Raw genomic sequence first — 15,425 nt, 5'->3', positions numbered from 1 at the left:
ACCACACCCGGTAACGCACGGCATCGTGATCGCGACGCACAACGTAGACGATCACTGCACGTCCTCCGTGCGAGCGCGCGCAGGTGGGGTGCCCTGGTCCGCGAGCAGAGGGGATATCGTGCGGCTCAAGTCAGTCGACGCTGCGGGCTTCCGATCACTAATTTCCGTGACAGTTCCGCTACGTGAGCATCTTACCGTGGTCATTGGGGAGAACAACGGCGGCAAGTCCAACCTGCTAGACGCTATCCGGCTGCTCACCGATCCTCTCGACGGCAGGCGCGATCGCTACTGGGACGCCAATGATATCTCCCGCGCGCCCGATGTCACGGCCGCTACTCTGGCAGCAGAATACGAGATCACCGACCCCGAGCAACTCGGCACCTACAGTCAGGGCGTGCTCGCGGATATGTCGACGGTGCGCTACCAGCTCACGTTCACGGCGCCTACCGGTGTACACACGCGTGGGCGGATCACCTGGGTCGCCGGGCAAGATACCAGCACTGACCGCGACCCCGAACCTGAAGCTCGGGAACGCCTACGACACGTCTACCTCCCGCCGCTGCGTGATGCGCAGCGGGAACTTAGCTCGGGGTCCGGCCAGCGCCTGCGCATCATCCTGCGGTACCTGCTCGCCGAGGAGGGGCTAGCCGAAGACGACTTTGTCGAGGACGTGAAGAGGAAATTCGACGAGATCCGTCAGCACAAAATCCTCGATCAGGTCAACAACGCCGTCCGCGCCCCGCTGGCTGACGTGACCGCCGGCGCCAGTCCGCAGGACGCCGATGTCGCCGTGGCCGACCCGGACCTGCTGTCCATCGCACGGTCGCTGCGTTTACGGATGAATGACCGCGGCCTCGATCCCCGCGACATCGCTGAGTCCGGACTCGGCTACGCCAACCTGTTGTTCATCGCGACGGTGCTCGCCGAGCTCCGCGCGGCACGCGACCACGACCTGACAATCTTCCTGGTAGAAGAGCCCGAGGCGCACCTGCATCCCCAGCTGCAGACATTGCTGGTGGAGTACTTGCGGGACGCGGCCGAAGGCGCAGCGTGGCAACCCACACCCGGCGACTACGCCGGACGGATCCAGGTTGTGGTCACCACCCACTCGCCGCTCATCGCCGCGTCCACCAACATCGCTGACCTTGTTATCCTCAAACGGAACCCGCTACCACCCGCGCAGCCACCAGACGAGCGCACCCTGACTGCCCACCCAGAGCCGGACCAGGCAGCCACGGATCGCGGCAGCGCCTACGAAACGAAAGCAGTCCCGCTGGCCGAGATTGACCTTCGCCGTGCGGATGACAAGCTCAAGCGCTACCTGGACGCGACCCGCAGCGCAATGCTGTTCGGCCCCCGCGTCGTGTTGGTTGAAGGCATCGCCGAAGCGCTCCTCATTCCCGCGTTCGCGCGTCGCGTCCTGCCCCGACCCGATCCAGCGCCGCTGTTCGACCTGCACGACGACCAGCAGGAAGCACCAGATCAGGCCCGCGCCCGCGCTGCCTGGGCACGATTCGTCGGCAGTACCCTGGTGCCGATCGACGGTGTGGACTTCGAGCCCTACGTCCGGGTCTTGCTAACCGCGCACCACGGTGGACGCGTTGCCGAACGGGTCGCGGTGATCACCGACGAGGACCCCGCAGTTTCTGGAGACCGGAAACAACGGCTCCAGCAGCTCGCCACTACGTTGGGGGCTGCCGACCGATTCAAAGTGTTCCTCGGGTGCCCTACGTTGGAACCGGAACTGATGCAGGCGGGCCCGAACAACCACGAGGTGATCGGCAAGGCCTACACAAAGCAGCGTCCCCAAGCGGGTCCCGCAGAGTGGGCGGGCATTGTCGAGGCCGAGGATCCGGCTACTCGGGTCGAGCGGTTCATGACGAGCTTCAAAAAGCACGACCTCAAGAAGGGTGATTTTGCGCAGGCCGTGGCTGAACTGAGCGCCGCGACAGGCGACTTCGTTGTACCGCAGTACATTCAGGACGCGATCCGGTGGATTGCCGAAGTGGATGACACCCCATGACGAGCATCGAGCAACGCCGTACCCTCGCGATCAAACAACAACAGCGCGTCGTGGACACTGCGGCGCCGATGTACGTGCAGGCGTGCCCCGGCGCCGGCAAAACCCGCGTCATCGTAGAACGCCACCTCACCCGTCCCACCACCGGCGCACGCCGAGGACGCGCACTGGTGTCGTTCACAAACGTCGCCTGCGCCGAAATTCAACAACGTTGCACGAAAAGCACCCGAGGTGACTTGCTGCGGTTCCCTCACTTCGTCGGCACCATAGACACCTTCCTGTGGAGATACCTAGTCCGACCGTTCATCGAGCCCGACCGACGACGACACCGCATCGACTCGTGGGACCGCATCAACGCCGTCGTCACCGTCAGGGGAAAAAGCCACGATCACAAGATCCGGCTCAGTGACTTCCAGTTCCGCCACGACCTCGACACCGGCCAGTGCACTGCGCAGGTGCAACAGTCCAACCGGGTTTACCCAGTTCTACGCCAGCTCAAGGAGGAAGGGCTGGTCCAACAGGCTGAGGTCGAGGCTGTTCGCATACGGACCGACTACGCGCGGCACCGCGGCTACGTCACCGGGCACGAGATCCGCGTCCTGGCACGGCACTACCTGCGGACTCGGCACGCGGATGTAGTTTCCCTGCTGCGCACCCGGTTCGAAGAAATCATCATCGATGAAGCACAGGACTGCTCTAACCTCGACCTAGCCATCCTCGAAGACCTCCGCGACGGCTACATCCCGCTGGTGTTCATCGGGGATCCGGATCAGGCTATCTACGAGTTTCGCGGAGCTGAGCCGGACAGCGTTCGAGCCTTCGGCGCCACACTCACCGAACCGATCGAACTGACCGGCAACTGGCGCAGCACCCCTGCTATCTGTCAGACCGCCGCAACCTTGCGGCCAAGGCGGTTCGCACGGCCCGCCGACGACCCCATCGGCGACCACCACGACGACGCCATGGGCGTCCTACTCATCCGAGCCAACGCACCCTCCGAGGTCGACGCCGCCGTCACCACCTTCATCGCCCAGGCCCGGGACCTGGATATCCCCGCCGAACAACAACTTGTTCTCGCTCATGCCGGTCGGCGCCTACCCAAAGGAAGCGCCAGCTCCAGTCAGCCCCCAGCAAGCCCGGCAGCGGCGCGCGTCGCATGGGCGGCTGCCGTGCTGTCCGATTCACCCCCACAGCGGACCCGTGACGTCGCCTACGACATCCTCGAAAGAGCCCTGATCACATTCTGGTACAGCGATACCGACGGCGCCACGATCGATGTGCTGTGTGACAGGTACGGCCTCGACCGAATCGCGTTCCGCCGCCAGGCCGCCCGAGCTGGCTCCAGGCTGCCCGGCGTCGATCAGGGCACCTTCACCGAGTGGTGCAAGGCAGCGAACTCGGTCCTCAAACAACACCCTCCAAACCCAGGCCAGACGCGCGCGAGTCAAAGCGGCAGCCTGAGAGCCGGTACGGCGAAAAGCAAGGCCCCGCGGAAGGTGGCCGCGGTGTCCGCTGGCGGCGGTGCCGGGGAGATCAGGGCCTCCGTAATACACCAAGTCAAAGGCGAACAAGCTGACGCCGTGCTCGTAATCGTCCCCGAGGATGACCGCACCACCGGCATGGTCGATGCCTGGAGGAGCGGCGAACATCCACCGGAGGTCGCCGAAAGCCTGCGCGTACTGTATGTCGCCGTCACCCGAGCACGCCGTCTACTAGCACTCGCGCTCCCCGATTCCGTCTATGAACCAGTGCAAAACCATCTGAAAGCGGAAGGGGTCACCACTCTCACAGCAGAAACCTGAGCGCAGCCCCGCAGCCTGTGGGGTTCCACAAGTCGGTCCACGTCCTGCGACCTGCACCTTTCGGCGCCACCGACAGACAGGCCATGATCGCAGGTCATGTCACTACGCCTGCTTTACCTGATCTTCGTGCGGATCGGGGGCCGGTTGTCGCTGCTCGGCCGCTCATCGGCGTCCAAAGACGTCGAAATCCTGGTGCTGCGTCACGAGGTGGCCGTACTGCGCAGAACCAACCCGAAACCCCGGATGAACTGGGCCGACCGGGCGGTCTTCGCCGCGCTGATCCGGTTGCTACCGAAGGTGCTGCGGGCCCACCGATTGATCACCCCGGGCACGTTCCTGCGCTGGCATCGCCGCTTGGTAGCCAGGAAGTGGACGTACCCGAACCACACCGGGCGCCCGCCCGTCGATCACGCTATCGCCGTGTTGATCGAGCGAATGGCCAGGGAAAATCACACCTGGGGATACAAGAGGATCCAGGGCGAACTGCTCAGGCTCGGCTATCGAGTGGGTGCCTCGACGATCCGCCGCGTCCTCAAACGAGTACGCATCCCACCGGCGCCACGCCGGTGCACGGATACGACCTGGCAGCAGTTCCTGCGCACCCAGGCGTCGACCATGCTGGCATGCGACTTCTTCCACGTCGACTGCGCGGTCACCCTCAAACGGATCTACGCATTCTTCGTACTGGAAGCCGGCAGCCGATACGTGCACCTGCTCGGCGCGACGACGAATCCAGACGGGCGTGGACCACTCAGCAGGCACGCAACCTGCTGATGGACCTCGGCGATCGCGCCACCGAATTCCGGTTTCTCATCCGAGATCGGGCAGGCCAGTTCACCGCATCGTTCGATGCGGTCCTTGCCGATGTGGACATCGGCGTAGTCATGACTCCCCCGCGGTGCCCGCTGGTGAACTGTTTCGCCGAACGGTTCGTACGCACTGTCAGAGCCGAACTCACCGACCGTCTGTTGATTTTCGGTGAACGGCACGCGCGTGCGGTGCTTGCGGAGTACGTCCGGCACTACAACGGTCGCCGGCCACACCGTGCCCGCGAACTTCGCCCGCCACGGCCAATCCACCCCCTTGCGGACCTCCGCCATGAGCAGATCAAGCGCCGACCGGCCCTGGGTGGCTTGATCAACGAGTATGAGCGCATAGCGTAAAACCGCTGGTCATCGTTGGTAGCCGACTTCTGGAACCTCACAGGCTCCGGCGACTCGGCATCCGGCATCCGGGATCCGGAGTTCTTCGGCGATCTTCTTGACCAGTTCAAGACCCGCGGCGGTGTCACCGACGCTGCCGTGGAACGCCCACTTGACCGCACGTGGGGCGCGTTTGTTGTTCGGGTGTCCACGTCGGCTGCAGCGTCGTTTCGTCGACATAAACCCACCCGGTTGACCTGTCGAAAGACGTCGGGAACCTGCGGGGGCCATAGCGACGAGCAGTCAGCGACCAAAACACGAAGTAGTAGCCGTCGGCGCTTTCCTTGCCCTGGTTGTAGGGCTCTTGGCGCCAGTGCGATTCCGACGGCCATTGATCTTGCCATTCGTCGGGAAGGGCGTTGTAAGCGTCGTCGACCGAGCGCCGTGCGGTTCTGTGATGACGCGGCCCCTCTGGAGGAGGAGGGCCTGCGGAGCACCCGATGCCAAGTTCGCCGTACATCGCCCGATCAGATCAAGATCACGAAGTGCGATCTGCGCGCAGATAGTCACCGACCATGACGGGCCGTGATTTTTGCTGGTACCTTCGCATGCGGGCATGTCGAGCGAAGGAGCATGATCTCGTTGGCCGATACGACCATCGCTGCAGCCGTTTCTCCGGCGACTCGCGATCTGCGCAAGGAGTCCATTGAGGACGTTCTTGGTCGTGTGGAGCGCGGGTTCGGTGTGTGTCTTGACCGTGCGCCTGATGCGGTGGTGCGGAAGCGGCGCTCAGCAGGAGCTCGGACCGACCGGGGAACGTGGGTGCGTATCGAGCGTCGCTCTATCGCCAAGATCGCCGAACAAGGGCAAACGGCCAATGGCATGGAGGCCGCCGCGCTCCTGGACGGCATCGCCAACCCCGCGTGGTACCGCTCGCTGTGCTGGCAGGATTTCGACGAGATGACCCTCTGGCGTGCCGACGAGGTGCAACTCATCGCGGAGCCCCCAGTCCAGCGCGGTCCTCTTCGCGAAGGCATCGCGCTTTCCGATGCCTGGTGGGCCACGCTGAATACCTCCTTGGATGCGCTCGCTCGCCAGCACACGACCCGGACTGCCACCCCGGATACTGAGGTGATGACCGAAGGGCTCGTGGCTCGCGAGATCGAGCGGGCGTTTCCGGGCCGGGTCGACACGTCCATCGGCGATCCGTGGGTTCCTGCACATGCCGATCTGAACTGGGCCAACCTCACCGGTCCTGGCGAGTGCTGGATCTTGGACTGGGAAGACCACGGCCTGGCCCCGAGGGGGTTGGACGCCGCGAACCTGTGGGCAAGCTCGCTGACCATTCCCGTGCTGGCCAACCGTGTGTGGAGCGAGCGGCGGGCCGATCTGGAAACGTCCACGGGCCGGCTTATGGCGTTGTTCTGCCTGGCGAAGATCATCAACGACTCCTCGGTTCCGGCGCCGTTGCATGAGGCGGCCACCGGTGAAGCAGAGGCGCTGATCGCTGCCCTCGGCCGCTGATTGCAGCGGGCGTTCACGGCGTTTCGCTGATCAGCTCGCGGTAGCGAGTGATTGCCGGATCGCTGACGGGCATGTCGGTTGCGGCGACGAGTTCTCGAAGGTGCGTGTGGTCGCTTGTGCCGACTGCGACTATTCTTGGAGATTCCGGGTGTCGCCACGTCGTTGGAGCAGCACCCGGCCACGGCCCGCACTCCGGTGTGGTGATACCGGTAGCGGGTCGAGATCATGGGGAACTTTCAAACCTGCACGATCGTCGGCCGTAGTCGTAGCCGTCGAGCTCGCCTTGCTGGTATCCGTGGTGGAAGGCGAGCATGAGCAGGACGAAGCAGAGAATCGAAAAGGGGACGATTTTTTCAAGTGTCGACTCGGCACGCTTCAACGCGCATTCACCCGCCGCTTCCACAACAGTGTCAGCCGCTCGGCGAGCAGGTTCTCCAACTGCGGGAGCGTGCGTCGCTCCAGCAGCATGTCCCAGTGGGTACGAGGCGGCTTAGCAATCCTCTGCTCCGGTTCGCCGCCGTCGAGGCACAACGACTCGGTGCCGTGCATACGGCATTCCCAGGCCGGAGGTACCTCAGCGTCGCCGGAGAACTGCATCTCGAACTCGTGGTTCTTGGGGCAGGCGTAGCGCACCACCCGGCGCGGTGCTGCACGTTGATCGCTTGCCTTGGAGAGGCTGGGCTCGATGCCGTGGTCGCGCAGGTTCACGCGACCTCCCCGAGCACGTCCGGCATGGTCGACTCGCCAGTTAGCGTCCAGCTAGACTCCGCTCGCGTCCCTGGCAGGTAGGAACTGCCAGGGCCGTTTTCGTTGGCGGGTCTGGTCGGCGGCACAGCCATCGCGCGCTCGAACGACTTGATGCGCTTCGCGAGGCCCGGCATCTGCAGGGTCGCCACCCTCTCGATGGCGCGCCGTCCCGTGACCGTTTCCTCTTCTCCGTACGGACGTGCAGCGCGTGGTTCCACGAGATCGGTGACCCATGGCGGAGCAGCGGCCAGGCACGCGAGGTGCGGCTGGTAGCCAGGCCAGCGGGACGCCGGGAGGTACCCGGTACAGGTCTCCGGCTCCTCTACAACCTCGTGCTCGCACAGCAGACCGTCGCCGGGGCCGCGGGCGTGGATCACGGACTCGCTTGGGCTCGCCACCCACGTCAAGTCGTCGATCTCGGCCGGTTCCGTGGAGGATGACCGGATCGGCAGACGCGGGTGGCTCACTTTTTTCCCTCCGGCCGCTCCGAATCCACTCCGCCGAGGAGCAGCCACCACAAACCCGTTCCCAGCGTGACGGCGAGAACCACCACGAGCAGAAAGGCGAACGTCAGATCGCTCATGCCCGCACCGCCTCACGGCGCGCGGTCTGCAGGGCTGCGACCTGAATGCCGATGGCAACGTACAACTCCTCGGCCTGCCCGATGTCCAGCAATCGCTCCTCGCCGGCCACGCGCAGCCACACGGCCGAGGACATGCGACCGACCACGACGTCCCCATCCCGGCCGGCGCGATCGCGACAGGAAACTTCTCTCAACTCTTCCAACATGCTTTCCTCCTCTTGAAAACGGCCGGGTGGTACCGGACGGGGGCACCGGCTTCCCAGCCGGTTCTAGGACCTCACCGTCCGCAAAGGAGTCCCTTGAGAAGCGCGGGGAGGCTGCTCGATCCGACAGTCACGAGCCGTCGGCGCCAACGGCCGAGCCCTCTTAGAAAACCCAGCTACAGGAACGCAATCACCGCGCAGCGGCGTCAGGAAAGGCCGATGCCGCCGAACGTCGACCGCGCAAGCGGGGGCACCCACAGGTCGCTGGGTCCCGAAAGCGCGAGGCTCGGGGCGCCCGGGGAACCGTGCGGCGGCAGTTGCAGCAGCTCGCCGATCACGTCAGTGACCGAACCGCACGCCTGCCACAACTGGCGCGGCCGACCGAAGTCGAGAACGAACCGAGACCCGATCGCTTCCGTCGCCGAGCCCGCGCAGTACCAGTCAGTGGCCCCATGCGCGGAGTGGAATGCCTGCAACATCGTCAGGTTCTCCAAGTTCGGAAGGTAGAGAAACCTGTATCCAGCTCGACATGTGTCCTCGATCGCCTGGATGTGCTGTTCGAGCCACGCAGGCAGCATGCCGAGCTCGAGGAAGGTGTTCGCCGGATTGGTCATCGAACTGATGCCTCCCCTGCCGCAATCGCTTTCGCCGGCTCACTGCGCGCCCATAGCACCTGTGCAGCCTCCGTCTCTGCTGTCCGACGTCCCGACATGAAGCCGACTCTGCCGGTGATGTGGAGGCACCGGAACGGTGCATAACTGGGTTGTCAAGGGGATGTTTGCGGGAGGATAGCTGGGAGCTTCAAACGTGACGCCGGTTACTCATTGTGCAAACATGGGCACGCTCCGCCCTTCAAGGAGAACAACCGTGTCTGAGCCCAACGATCTACTTCGCCGCGCCCGTGAGCGCTCCGCGTCACCGAATGCAACGGGCGAAGCGCTTTCGCGCGAAGAGCTTGCCGACCTGGTCAACACGTGGGTCTACGAGCACACAAACCCACCTCGCGTGACCGCGCTGAACGCGAACTACATCGGCAAACTTGAACAGGGAAAGATCCGATGGCCACAAGACGCCGACCGGCGCGCAGGACTACGCGCAGTACTCGGAGTCCGTACCGATCGGGAGTTGGGGTTTCGACGTCCTCGACGCAGCCGTTCTACGGTGGCTGACGTGGACCGTCAGGAATTCTTGCGTGCGGCCGTCGGCGTCAGCACTGCCGCCTTAGTCGGCCCTTCGATCCTCGACATGCTCGCCCCTAGCGAGCCGACTCCAGTTCCATCCGTCGTTGGCGCGTCCGAGGTGGCAGACGTTCGTGCCGCCGCCCAAGCCTTCGGCGGCTGGGATGCTCGCTACGGGGGTGGCTTGGTCCGGGAAGCAGTAGCCTCGCAATTGCGTTATTCCGCGGAGCTTCTCAACGGACGGTGCGCTCCAGCAGTTCGGAATGACTTGTTCTCGGCGGTTGGATATCTAGCTCACGTCACAGGTTTTATGGCGTTTGACGCCTACGCCCATGACGACGCCCACCGTATGTTCCGCTTTGCTCTGGCGTGCGCCGAGGAGGCCGGAGACTGGCACCTGCGTGCCAAAGTCCTGTCCTCGATGGCACGGCAGGCGATTTGGTGTGGAGACCCTGACGCAGGATTGACCTACACCGAACTGGCGCTCGTTCGAGCCGACCGGCTCGTACCCACTGAACGCGCCATGCTGCACACCGCCCGAGCCCGTGCTCTCGGAAAGCTCGGTCGGACCCAGGACACCCTGACCGCGGTCGGGCTCGCCGATGACTCATTCAGCAACGCGAATCCAGCAGAGAACCCACCATGGATGATGTACTACGACGCTGCCCAGCATGCTGGCGACACAGGACATGCGTTGTGGGAACTCGGGGTGCGTGGACAGTTCATCACGGAGGCTCGAAGCCGTCTCGCGGCGTCTGTGGCTGCACACGCCGACGCCCACGCTCGATCACGTGTGATCAGTCAGACAAAGCTCGCATCTCTGACGATGGTCGCCGGCGACCCAACCGAGGCCGCTCAACTAGGCACCCAAGCGCTTCAGGAGGCGGGGCCGATCAAGTCACGGCGAGCAGCTGACGATCTCAGGGAACTTCGCCGGGCGGGCAAGCCCCATGTGCGCCTCGACGAGGTCGCCGAGCTTTGCAGCCGGATCGGTTCCGCAGTGGCGACGACATGAACGACTTGTCTCTTGCAGCAGTGCTCAACGCAGCAAGCACCCGGGTCGGCCTGCGGGCCGCCGGCGCCGAGGTGATCCGGCTCGGCGAGAACGCTCTCTTCCGTCTTCCCAACGGCGTAGTCGCACGCATCGCACGATCAGGCCAAGACGCGGCGGCGGCAAAGGAAATCAAAGTCGCCACCTGGCTGGAGGATAACGGCGTGGCTGCCGTCCGCCCTCTTCGCGACGTCGAACAGCCTGTCGCCGCCTTCGGTCGCGCGGTCACGTTCTGGCATGAGTTGCCACCACACAGCCAAGGAACGACCTCCGACGTCGCTACTGTGCTACGCGACTTTCACAGCCTTCCGACTCCCGGGTTCAGCCTTCCCGAACTGGCTCCGTTCGTTCGTCTGGCGGATCGGATCGACAACGCGCGCGCGTTGTCCTCGGGTGATCGTGCGTGGATGAGCCAACGGCTGTCTGAGCTTGAAAGCGCTTACGCTGACCTGCCGGAAGGTATGACCCGACGTGTCGTCCACGGGGACGCATGGCGGGGAAACGTCGCGTTGACAGCGGCCGGCCCCGTTCTCCATGACTTCGAACGCTGCTCGTTCGGGCCTCCTGAGTGGGACCTCGTGTCGACCGCGGTCGGGTACGTCACAACGCAAATGATCGACTCTGAAGCATGGCTTGCCTACTGCAAGATCTACGGCTACGACGTCACAAAGTGGGACGGCTTCGAGGTCCTACGAGACATCCGCGAGCTGCGGATGACCACTATGGCAGCACAGATCGCCAGCACAAACCCCGCGATCCAACCCCAGTTGGCCCACCGCCTCGCCTGCCTACGCGGCGAACACGGAAGCCGACCCTGGCCAGGGTGGCACCCCGTCCCATGAACGCGAAGTCAGGATCAAAAATCGCCGAGACGAAGGAAGCTGGACAGCCTTCTGATCAAGCACCCATTCCGAGCGGATCGCCCCGGTCCAGCCGACAGGCAGCCGCCCGACGCAGGCGCGATGAGTTGCGCCTGCGTAGGGCACGCCTGCGAGGTGGGGCGTCCTACCGGCGCCCGTCGAACGCCTCGGCCTTCACACCTGCCAGGAAACCGTGGAACTGGCGCTCGGTGAACTCGAGAACAGGGCTGGCTGTGCCCAGCTTCGAATCACGGAGGCCAACGATCCCGGCTAAGGCAGCGAGCTCGACGCAGTTGCCCTGGTCAGTACCGCTGTAGGACGACTTGGTGAACTCGACCTGGGTCCAATCGGTATCTGTGCTGGCCATGCGGCTCAGTCCTTCCCTACGTTGCTTCCAGCGAGCTGGTCGGCCACTTCGAGCACGAAGTTACGCGATTCGACCGGCCCCAAGGCGATGCCGTAGAGCTGACTGAGCAAGTCGGTGTAGCGGCGTACGGCCTCGGGCGGCTTGTCGATGTAGATCGCGTCGCCGTAGATCTCGATGTAGACGATGTCGGTGCTGGTGTCCTGGTCGAAGCGGAAGATGACGAAGTCGTAGCCGACGTCGACGTAGGACCGGGTGCTAAACGGGATGACTTGGAGGGTGACGTTGGGCAGGAGCGCAACCTCCGCCAGGTAGGCCAGCTGCTCGCGCATGACCGTGGGATCGCCGATCTGGCGGCGCAGCGTGGATTCGCTGAGCACAAATGAAAAGTGCGGGGCGCTCTCGCGGGTAAGGATCGCCCGGCGTTCCTGGCGGATACGAACGGTGTCTTCGACGGCCTTTCCGTTGGGGTCGTTGCCCCGGCCAGCGAACATCGCACGGATGTAGTCCTCAGTCTGCAAGATCCCTGGGGTTACCTCGGAGGCCACCATCATCACCTGGGTCGCGCTCTGCTCAAAGTCTCGGAACGCGCGGAACCACTTCGGTCCCAGATAGAGCGCCGCCTCGTCGCGTGGTCGACCGCGGTGGCGCCGAGCGCCTTTGGCCAACTCGCGACACCAAACCTTGTCCTTCTCCGAAGCCTGGTAGAGCGAAAGGAGCGCTTCCAGCTCCACCTTGGCGATGCTGACCTTGCCGTTCTCCACACGGCTGATCTTGTTGTGCGCCTTCCCGAGGTGCTGAGCTGCCTCCTCCTGCGTCAGGCCGGCGGCATCGCGGAGCTTTCGAAGCTCGTTGCCAAGCTGGCGCTGCTGCATCGTGATCGCCGCGGATGATGTTGACATCCCGGTCCTTTCCGTATCGACACTGAGCAGTGGTACGACGTCACCAGAAAGTTGTATTTACAGACTGTACTTACAGTTTTATTGTCGTTTACATCGGCACAGCACGAACAAGGGAGTACAAGATGTACATCCAGTTTATCTGGAGGCCTTCGAGCCCGGACTCCGCGGTCGACTTGACGGGAAGACGCCTGTCCACCGCTACCGGTCACCAGCGGACACCTCGCTAGCGCCCCTCCCCCAGAGGCGATGGCGTTCACCGTGCGGCACCGCCAACTGGACCGCTCCACTGTGGCCTCGGCAATCGCACCGCGTCGGACGAAGTGCAGTCAACCGGGGCCTCTTCAAGACGAGTTAACGGGCTCTGGCTTTCGCTGGAATGGAGGCGACGAATGTCCACAGAGGATAATATCTTCAACAACCAAGGGCACGAGGTCGGGTGCACCGACGTAATGGGCCGCAACCGGGGCCTACGGGTTCTCCCTCTCACCCATGGCCGCGTGGGTGTGCAGTCGCCGCCTGGTGAGTGGTTCGAGGTGAACGCCGAGCAGCTTCGCGACTTGCTCGCTGCGGCCCGGGAGGCGATCTGGGAGTCACACGCGAACTACGACCCCACGCCTCGAACGATCGTGGTGGGTGGCACGTGTTTCTGAGGGAGCTCTACACATCGGTGCGGCAACGTCTGGACGACGTGGCGCGAGTGGTGAGCGATGGTGATGACCGGGCGGTGACCGCGGTTGCTCGTTCGGAGGTGCCGCACCTCATCGACGCCGTGCGGACCCTGATGGCCGAACACGAGCCGAACGAGATCGGTGAGTGCCCAGCATGTTCTCGAAGCTTGTGGCGATGGCAGAAACCGTGGCGGCGACCGAAAACCCCGTGCAAGCCCTACCTCTCGGTACGGCGAGCCCTGTTCGACGAGACCGACGCACCGCGTCACGCCCTGCGCTAACCCCATGATCTGGCTCAGCTCCCAGCACTCCCCCGGCCCGGGAGCCGAGCCGCCGGCTGGCGACACGTCGCCGGGCTGTACCCCCGAACAGCCATGACCACGATGACGTGTCGCCGGCCGGACCCTTTCCCAAGGAGCACGCAGTGATTTCCGTTCACCTCTCCCAGGAGTTCCTGGAACAGCTGGCGGCGGACGTGCTGTTCAACTGGTGGCCGAACATTGCTGGAACCACCGTGCACATCCCCGGCGTCGACGACGGATACGCGCGGATGACCGAAGTACAGCCCGGCGAGTGGATTCCCGTGGCGAGGTGCCGGGCTGGATCCAGCCACCGTGCGCGATGAAGCCACCCAAAAGCCCACTACCCCGGTGCGAGCAGTGCGTCGGCTACCTCACGATCACAGGCCGACCAGATCCCGCCGAGCTCGCCTCGCGGACCGACCTGCGACGCCCACCCGCCGGTGTGCGCCCTGGGTTGTCGCCTGCTCTCGGCCCCTGATGACAGGTCCTGTCAAAATTCAGGGCCGAGCGCGGTGAACTTCCGACGCAAGTGGCCCACCAGGTTCCCAGCAGAGGAGTGAGGTCGATGTGGTGCCGAAGCCGCGGACTTTCAGTGCTGGCAGTCCTCTTCCGCCTTGGGCGTCCGCACGACCGCTACACATGGACGATCTCCTGCCACGACGTACGGGAAAGAAGGGCTCGGCTGTACGTGGGGTTGGCGCCGACCGGGGTGACGCTGACGGCGAGCCGGCCCGGGCCGATCACATTGACGCCGATGGAAGCTGGGCGGCTGCGGGCCGCCGTACGCGAAGCCATCTCGACACACGCTCCGCTGGCGGCACCAGGAGCCCGATCCCGCCATCGCCGGACCGGAACACCGCTTTTCGGGGTGTTTTTCGAGTTCGGCGTGGACCACCAATCCGTACCCACGAACTCCGCGAAGTGGCCATCGTCAAACAAGGAACGGGAAGACCACCATGCCACCCCAGCACAGAAGGATCCTCGGTATGCCACCGAGGGAAGCCGCCGACGCCCGGCGGCTTGATCTGGTCGCCGCCGCGGACTGGTACCGGCTGAAGTTGGGCTGGTCGGTGACTTTCGATGCAGTACACCGCCGCTTGACCCTGCGCACCGGCGAAGCAGTCGACGCCGTGGCCCTGCCGGACTGGCTGGCCACCCCGGTCGTCCAGGACCTCGAACATCACCTGCAGGCAGGTCCGGTGTGCATCGACATCACCAAAACCTGGTGGACCGTCCTCACCGACCCCTGCCCACGAGCACACAAGAACCCCGCCGGATCCCACGCGCATGCAGCTGGTGGCGCTCGCGATCTGGCCCGCCAGCCGAGCTGGACTTCGGGCCAGTAGAGCCACCTTCCAGCCGCCGGCAACCGAGTACTCCAGCAGGCGTTAGGGGCATTCGCCGAAGCGGTGAGTGATGCCGCAATGACATGCTCAGCCGCCATCTGCGTGGCAGCGGTGCTCGCGCTGCGATTCCTGCCCAAGCCGTAGCTTTCGCTGATCTCTACGTGACAACTGTTCTCACCGGGAAGAGCACAAGGGGACCAGCTGCCGCTGACCGCAACGTCAGGTCAGCGTGTGTGCTACAGTGGTCGGTCGCGTTGGGCCGTGGCTTCGGCACGGACTGCCTCGGCGAATGCCTCATCGTGCTCGGCATCACGGCGTTCGTAGTCCTCGTGGTCGGTGTGCCCATCCAACTCGCTGTCGTCGAGCCCGGCTCGTACTCTTGGACGCAAGATCACTTAATGATCTTTTGGTTATAGGGTGTGTCGTTGTGCTTGGTTTGTGTTGCCCGGTGGGATGATTGTGGCGTGGCGAGGTCTTCACGATCGACGGGTAAGCAGTCCCGTGAGAACAAATCTGGCGCCGCTAGGCGGGATTTCGAGGCGCTGCGTGAGCGGCGGAGGCGGGCGGCGGAGATGTTCGAGCGGGGCGAGCGGCAGGTCGATGTGGCCTCGGCGTTGGGGGTATCACAGCAGACCGCATCGAAGTGGCACCGGGCGTGGTTGACAGGTGGCCACGAGGCGCTGGAGGGCGCCGGTCGTGCCGGGCGGATGCCCAGGCTGTCCAATGAGCAGCT

The 15,425-nt window shown here is 64.3% G+C and carries 16 protein-coding genes; 10 read left to right on the top strand and 6 right to left on the bottom strand.

Translation table 11 applies throughout. The features are described 5' to 3' along the window. Window positions 1–25: 25 nt before the first annotated feature. From BLW84_RS28575 to BLW84_RS28560, 5 genes are all read left to right on the top strand, one after another. Window positions 26–2,023, top strand: coding sequence for an ATP-dependent nuclease (locus BLW84_RS28575; RefSeq protein ID WP_342743183.1), 1,998 nt, complete (start codon window positions 26–28; stop codon window positions 2,021–2,023). Then, the gene (locus BLW84_RS28570) at window positions 2,020–3,822 is read left to right on the top strand and encodes a UvrD-helicase domain-containing protein (RefSeq protein WP_093271361.1); all 1,803 of its coding nucleotides are present in this window, start codon (window positions 2,020–2,022) and stop codon (window positions 3,820–3,822) included. Before BLW84_RS28575 ends, BLW84_RS28570 begins: the two co-directional genes overlap by 4 nt. A 96-nt stretch (window positions 3,823–3,918) precedes the next feature. Continuing rightward, window positions 3,919–4,596: a hypothetical protein gene (locus tag BLW84_RS49350; RefSeq protein ID WP_245761447.1), complete on the top strand. Its 678-nt coding sequence runs from the start codon at window positions 3,919–3,921 to the stop codon at window positions 4,594–4,596. Beyond that, the gene (locus tag BLW84_RS48480; RefSeq protein ID WP_245761446.1) at window positions 4,596–4,985 is read left to right on the top strand and encodes an integrase core domain-containing protein; all 390 of its coding nucleotides are present in this window, start codon (window positions 4,596–4,598) and stop codon (window positions 4,983–4,985) included. The genes BLW84_RS49350 and BLW84_RS48480 overlap by 1 nt, the downstream gene beginning before the upstream one ends. A 612-nt stretch (window positions 4,986–5,597) precedes the next feature. Beyond that, complete coding sequence (locus BLW84_RS28560) at window positions 5,598–6,488, top strand: hypothetical protein (RefSeq protein WP_143061130.1); 891 nt, start codon at window positions 5,598–5,600, stop codon at window positions 6,486–6,488. Between the two features lie 375 nt (window positions 6,489–6,863). On the opposite strand, the gene BLW84_RS28555 is transcribed toward BLW84_RS28560, so the two are convergent. From BLW84_RS28555 to BLW84_RS28540, 4 genes are all read right to left on the bottom strand, one after another. Further along, on the bottom strand, window positions 6,864–7,196 hold the full coding sequence (locus BLW84_RS28555; protein ID WP_093271356.1) for an RNA polymerase-binding protein RbpA: 333 nt from the start codon (window positions 7,194–7,196) through the stop codon (window positions 6,864–6,866). Next, window positions 7,193–7,702: a hypothetical protein gene (locus BLW84_RS28550; RefSeq protein WP_093271354.1), complete on the bottom strand. Its 510-nt coding sequence runs from the start codon at window positions 7,700–7,702 to the stop codon at window positions 7,193–7,195. Before BLW84_RS28550 ends, BLW84_RS28555 begins: the two co-directional genes overlap by 4 nt. Window positions 7,703–7,814: 112 nt before the next feature. Further along, window positions 7,815–8,024, bottom strand: a complete 210-nt coding sequence (locus tag BLW84_RS28545) for a hypothetical protein (protein ID WP_093271350.1) — start codon at window positions 8,022–8,024, stop codon at window positions 7,815–7,817. Window positions 8,025–8,227: 203 nt separating this feature from the next. Further along, window positions 8,228–8,635: a hypothetical protein gene (locus BLW84_RS28540; RefSeq protein WP_093271347.1), complete on the bottom strand. Its 408-nt coding sequence runs from the start codon at window positions 8,633–8,635 to the stop codon at window positions 8,228–8,230. Window positions 8,636–8,888: 253 nt separating this feature from the next. Here BLW84_RS28540 and BLW84_RS28535 point away from each other — a divergent pair, with 253 nt between their 5' ends. Together BLW84_RS28535 and BLW84_RS28530 are read left to right on the top strand one after the other, a co-directional pair. Further along, the gene (locus BLW84_RS28535; protein ID WP_245761445.1) at window positions 8,889–10,214 is read left to right on the top strand and encodes an NsdA family TPR-like regulatory protein; all 1,326 of its coding nucleotides are present in this window, start codon (window positions 8,889–8,891) and stop codon (window positions 10,212–10,214) included. Beyond that, window positions 10,211–11,092: an aminoglycoside phosphotransferase family protein gene (locus BLW84_RS28530; RefSeq protein ID WP_093271566.1), complete on the top strand. Its 882-nt coding sequence runs from the start codon at window positions 10,211–10,213 to the stop codon at window positions 11,090–11,092. Before BLW84_RS28535 ends, BLW84_RS28530 begins: the two co-directional genes overlap by 4 nt. Window positions 11,093–11,255: 163 nt before the next feature. On the opposite strand, the gene BLW84_RS28525 is transcribed toward BLW84_RS28530, so the two are convergent. Both BLW84_RS28525 and BLW84_RS28520 read right to left on the bottom strand, forming a co-directional pair. Beyond that, complete coding sequence (locus BLW84_RS28525; protein ID WP_093271345.1) at window positions 11,256–11,477, bottom strand: DUF397 domain-containing protein; 222 nt, start codon at window positions 11,475–11,477, stop codon at window positions 11,256–11,258. Between the two features lie 5 nt (window positions 11,478–11,482). Continuing rightward, complete coding sequence (locus BLW84_RS28520; RefSeq protein ID WP_093271342.1) at window positions 11,483–12,376, bottom strand: helix-turn-helix domain-containing protein; 894 nt, start codon at window positions 12,374–12,376, stop codon at window positions 11,483–11,485. Window positions 12,377–13,468: 1,092 nt separating this feature from the next. On the opposite strand from BLW84_RS28520, the gene BLW84_RS49345 reads away from it, so the two are divergent. From BLW84_RS49345 to BLW84_RS49985, 3 genes are all read left to right on the top strand, one after another. Continuing rightward, window positions 13,469–13,669: a hypothetical protein gene (locus BLW84_RS49345; RefSeq protein WP_245761444.1), complete on the top strand. Its 201-nt coding sequence runs from the start codon at window positions 13,469–13,471 to the stop codon at window positions 13,667–13,669. A gap of 663 nt (window positions 13,670–14,332) precedes the next feature. After that, window positions 14,333–14,692, top strand: a complete 360-nt coding sequence (locus BLW84_RS28500) for a hypothetical protein (protein ID WP_245761443.1) — start codon at window positions 14,333–14,335, stop codon at window positions 14,690–14,692. A 419-nt stretch (window positions 14,693–15,111) separates the two neighbouring features. After that, the coding region (locus tag BLW84_RS49985; protein WP_342743182.1) for a helix-turn-helix domain-containing protein at window positions 15,112–15,425 on the top strand (314 nt) is incomplete at its 3' end.

The sequence above is a fragment of the Saccharopolyspora shandongensis genome (assembly GCF_900106995.1).
Taxonomy (GTDB): domain Bacteria; phylum Actinomycetota; class Actinomycetes; order Mycobacteriales; family Pseudonocardiaceae; genus Saccharopolyspora; species Saccharopolyspora shandongensis.
Note: the sequence above shows the minus strand (reverse complement) of the source record. Positions and strands in the feature narration are given on the sequence as shown.

Bases quoted from the DNA above. Each gene is read 5' to 3' on its own strand.
- BLW84_RS49350 (WP_245761447.1), top strand. From the start codon at position 3,919: ATGTCACTACGCCTGCTTTACCTGATCTTCGTGCGGATCGGGGGCCGG.
- BLW84_RS28520 (WP_093271342.1), bottom strand. From the start codon at position 12,376: ATGTCAACATCATCCGCGGCGATCACGATGCAGCAGCGCCAGCTTGGC.
- BLW84_RS28560 (WP_143061130.1), top strand. From the start codon at position 5,598: ATGATCTCGTTGGCCGATACGACCATCGCTGCAGCCGTTTCTCCGGCG.
- BLW84_RS28525 (WP_093271345.1), bottom strand. From the start codon at position 11,477: ATGGCCAGCACAGATACCGATTGGACCCAGGTCGAGTTCACCAAGTCG.
- BLW84_RS28530 (WP_093271566.1), top strand. From the start codon at position 10,211: ATGAACGACTTGTCTCTTGCAGCAGTGCTCAACGCAGCAAGCACCCGG.
- BLW84_RS28545 (WP_093271350.1), bottom strand. From the start codon at position 8,024: ATGTTGGAAGAGTTGAGAGAAGTTTCCTGTCGCGATCGCGCCGGCCGG.
- BLW84_RS28540 (WP_093271347.1), bottom strand. From the start codon at position 8,635: ATGACCAATCCGGCGAACACCTTCCTCGAGCTCGGCATGCTGCCTGCG.
- BLW84_RS28500 (WP_245761443.1), top strand. From the start codon at position 14,333: ATGCCACCGAGGGAAGCCGCCGACGCCCGGCGGCTTGATCTGGTCGCC.
- BLW84_RS48480 (WP_245761446.1), top strand. From the start codon at position 4,596: ATGGACCTCGGCGATCGCGCCACCGAATTCCGGTTTCTCATCCGAGAT.
- BLW84_RS28570 (WP_093271361.1), top strand. From the start codon at position 2,020: ATGACGAGCATCGAGCAACGCCGTACCCTCGCGATCAAACAACAACAG.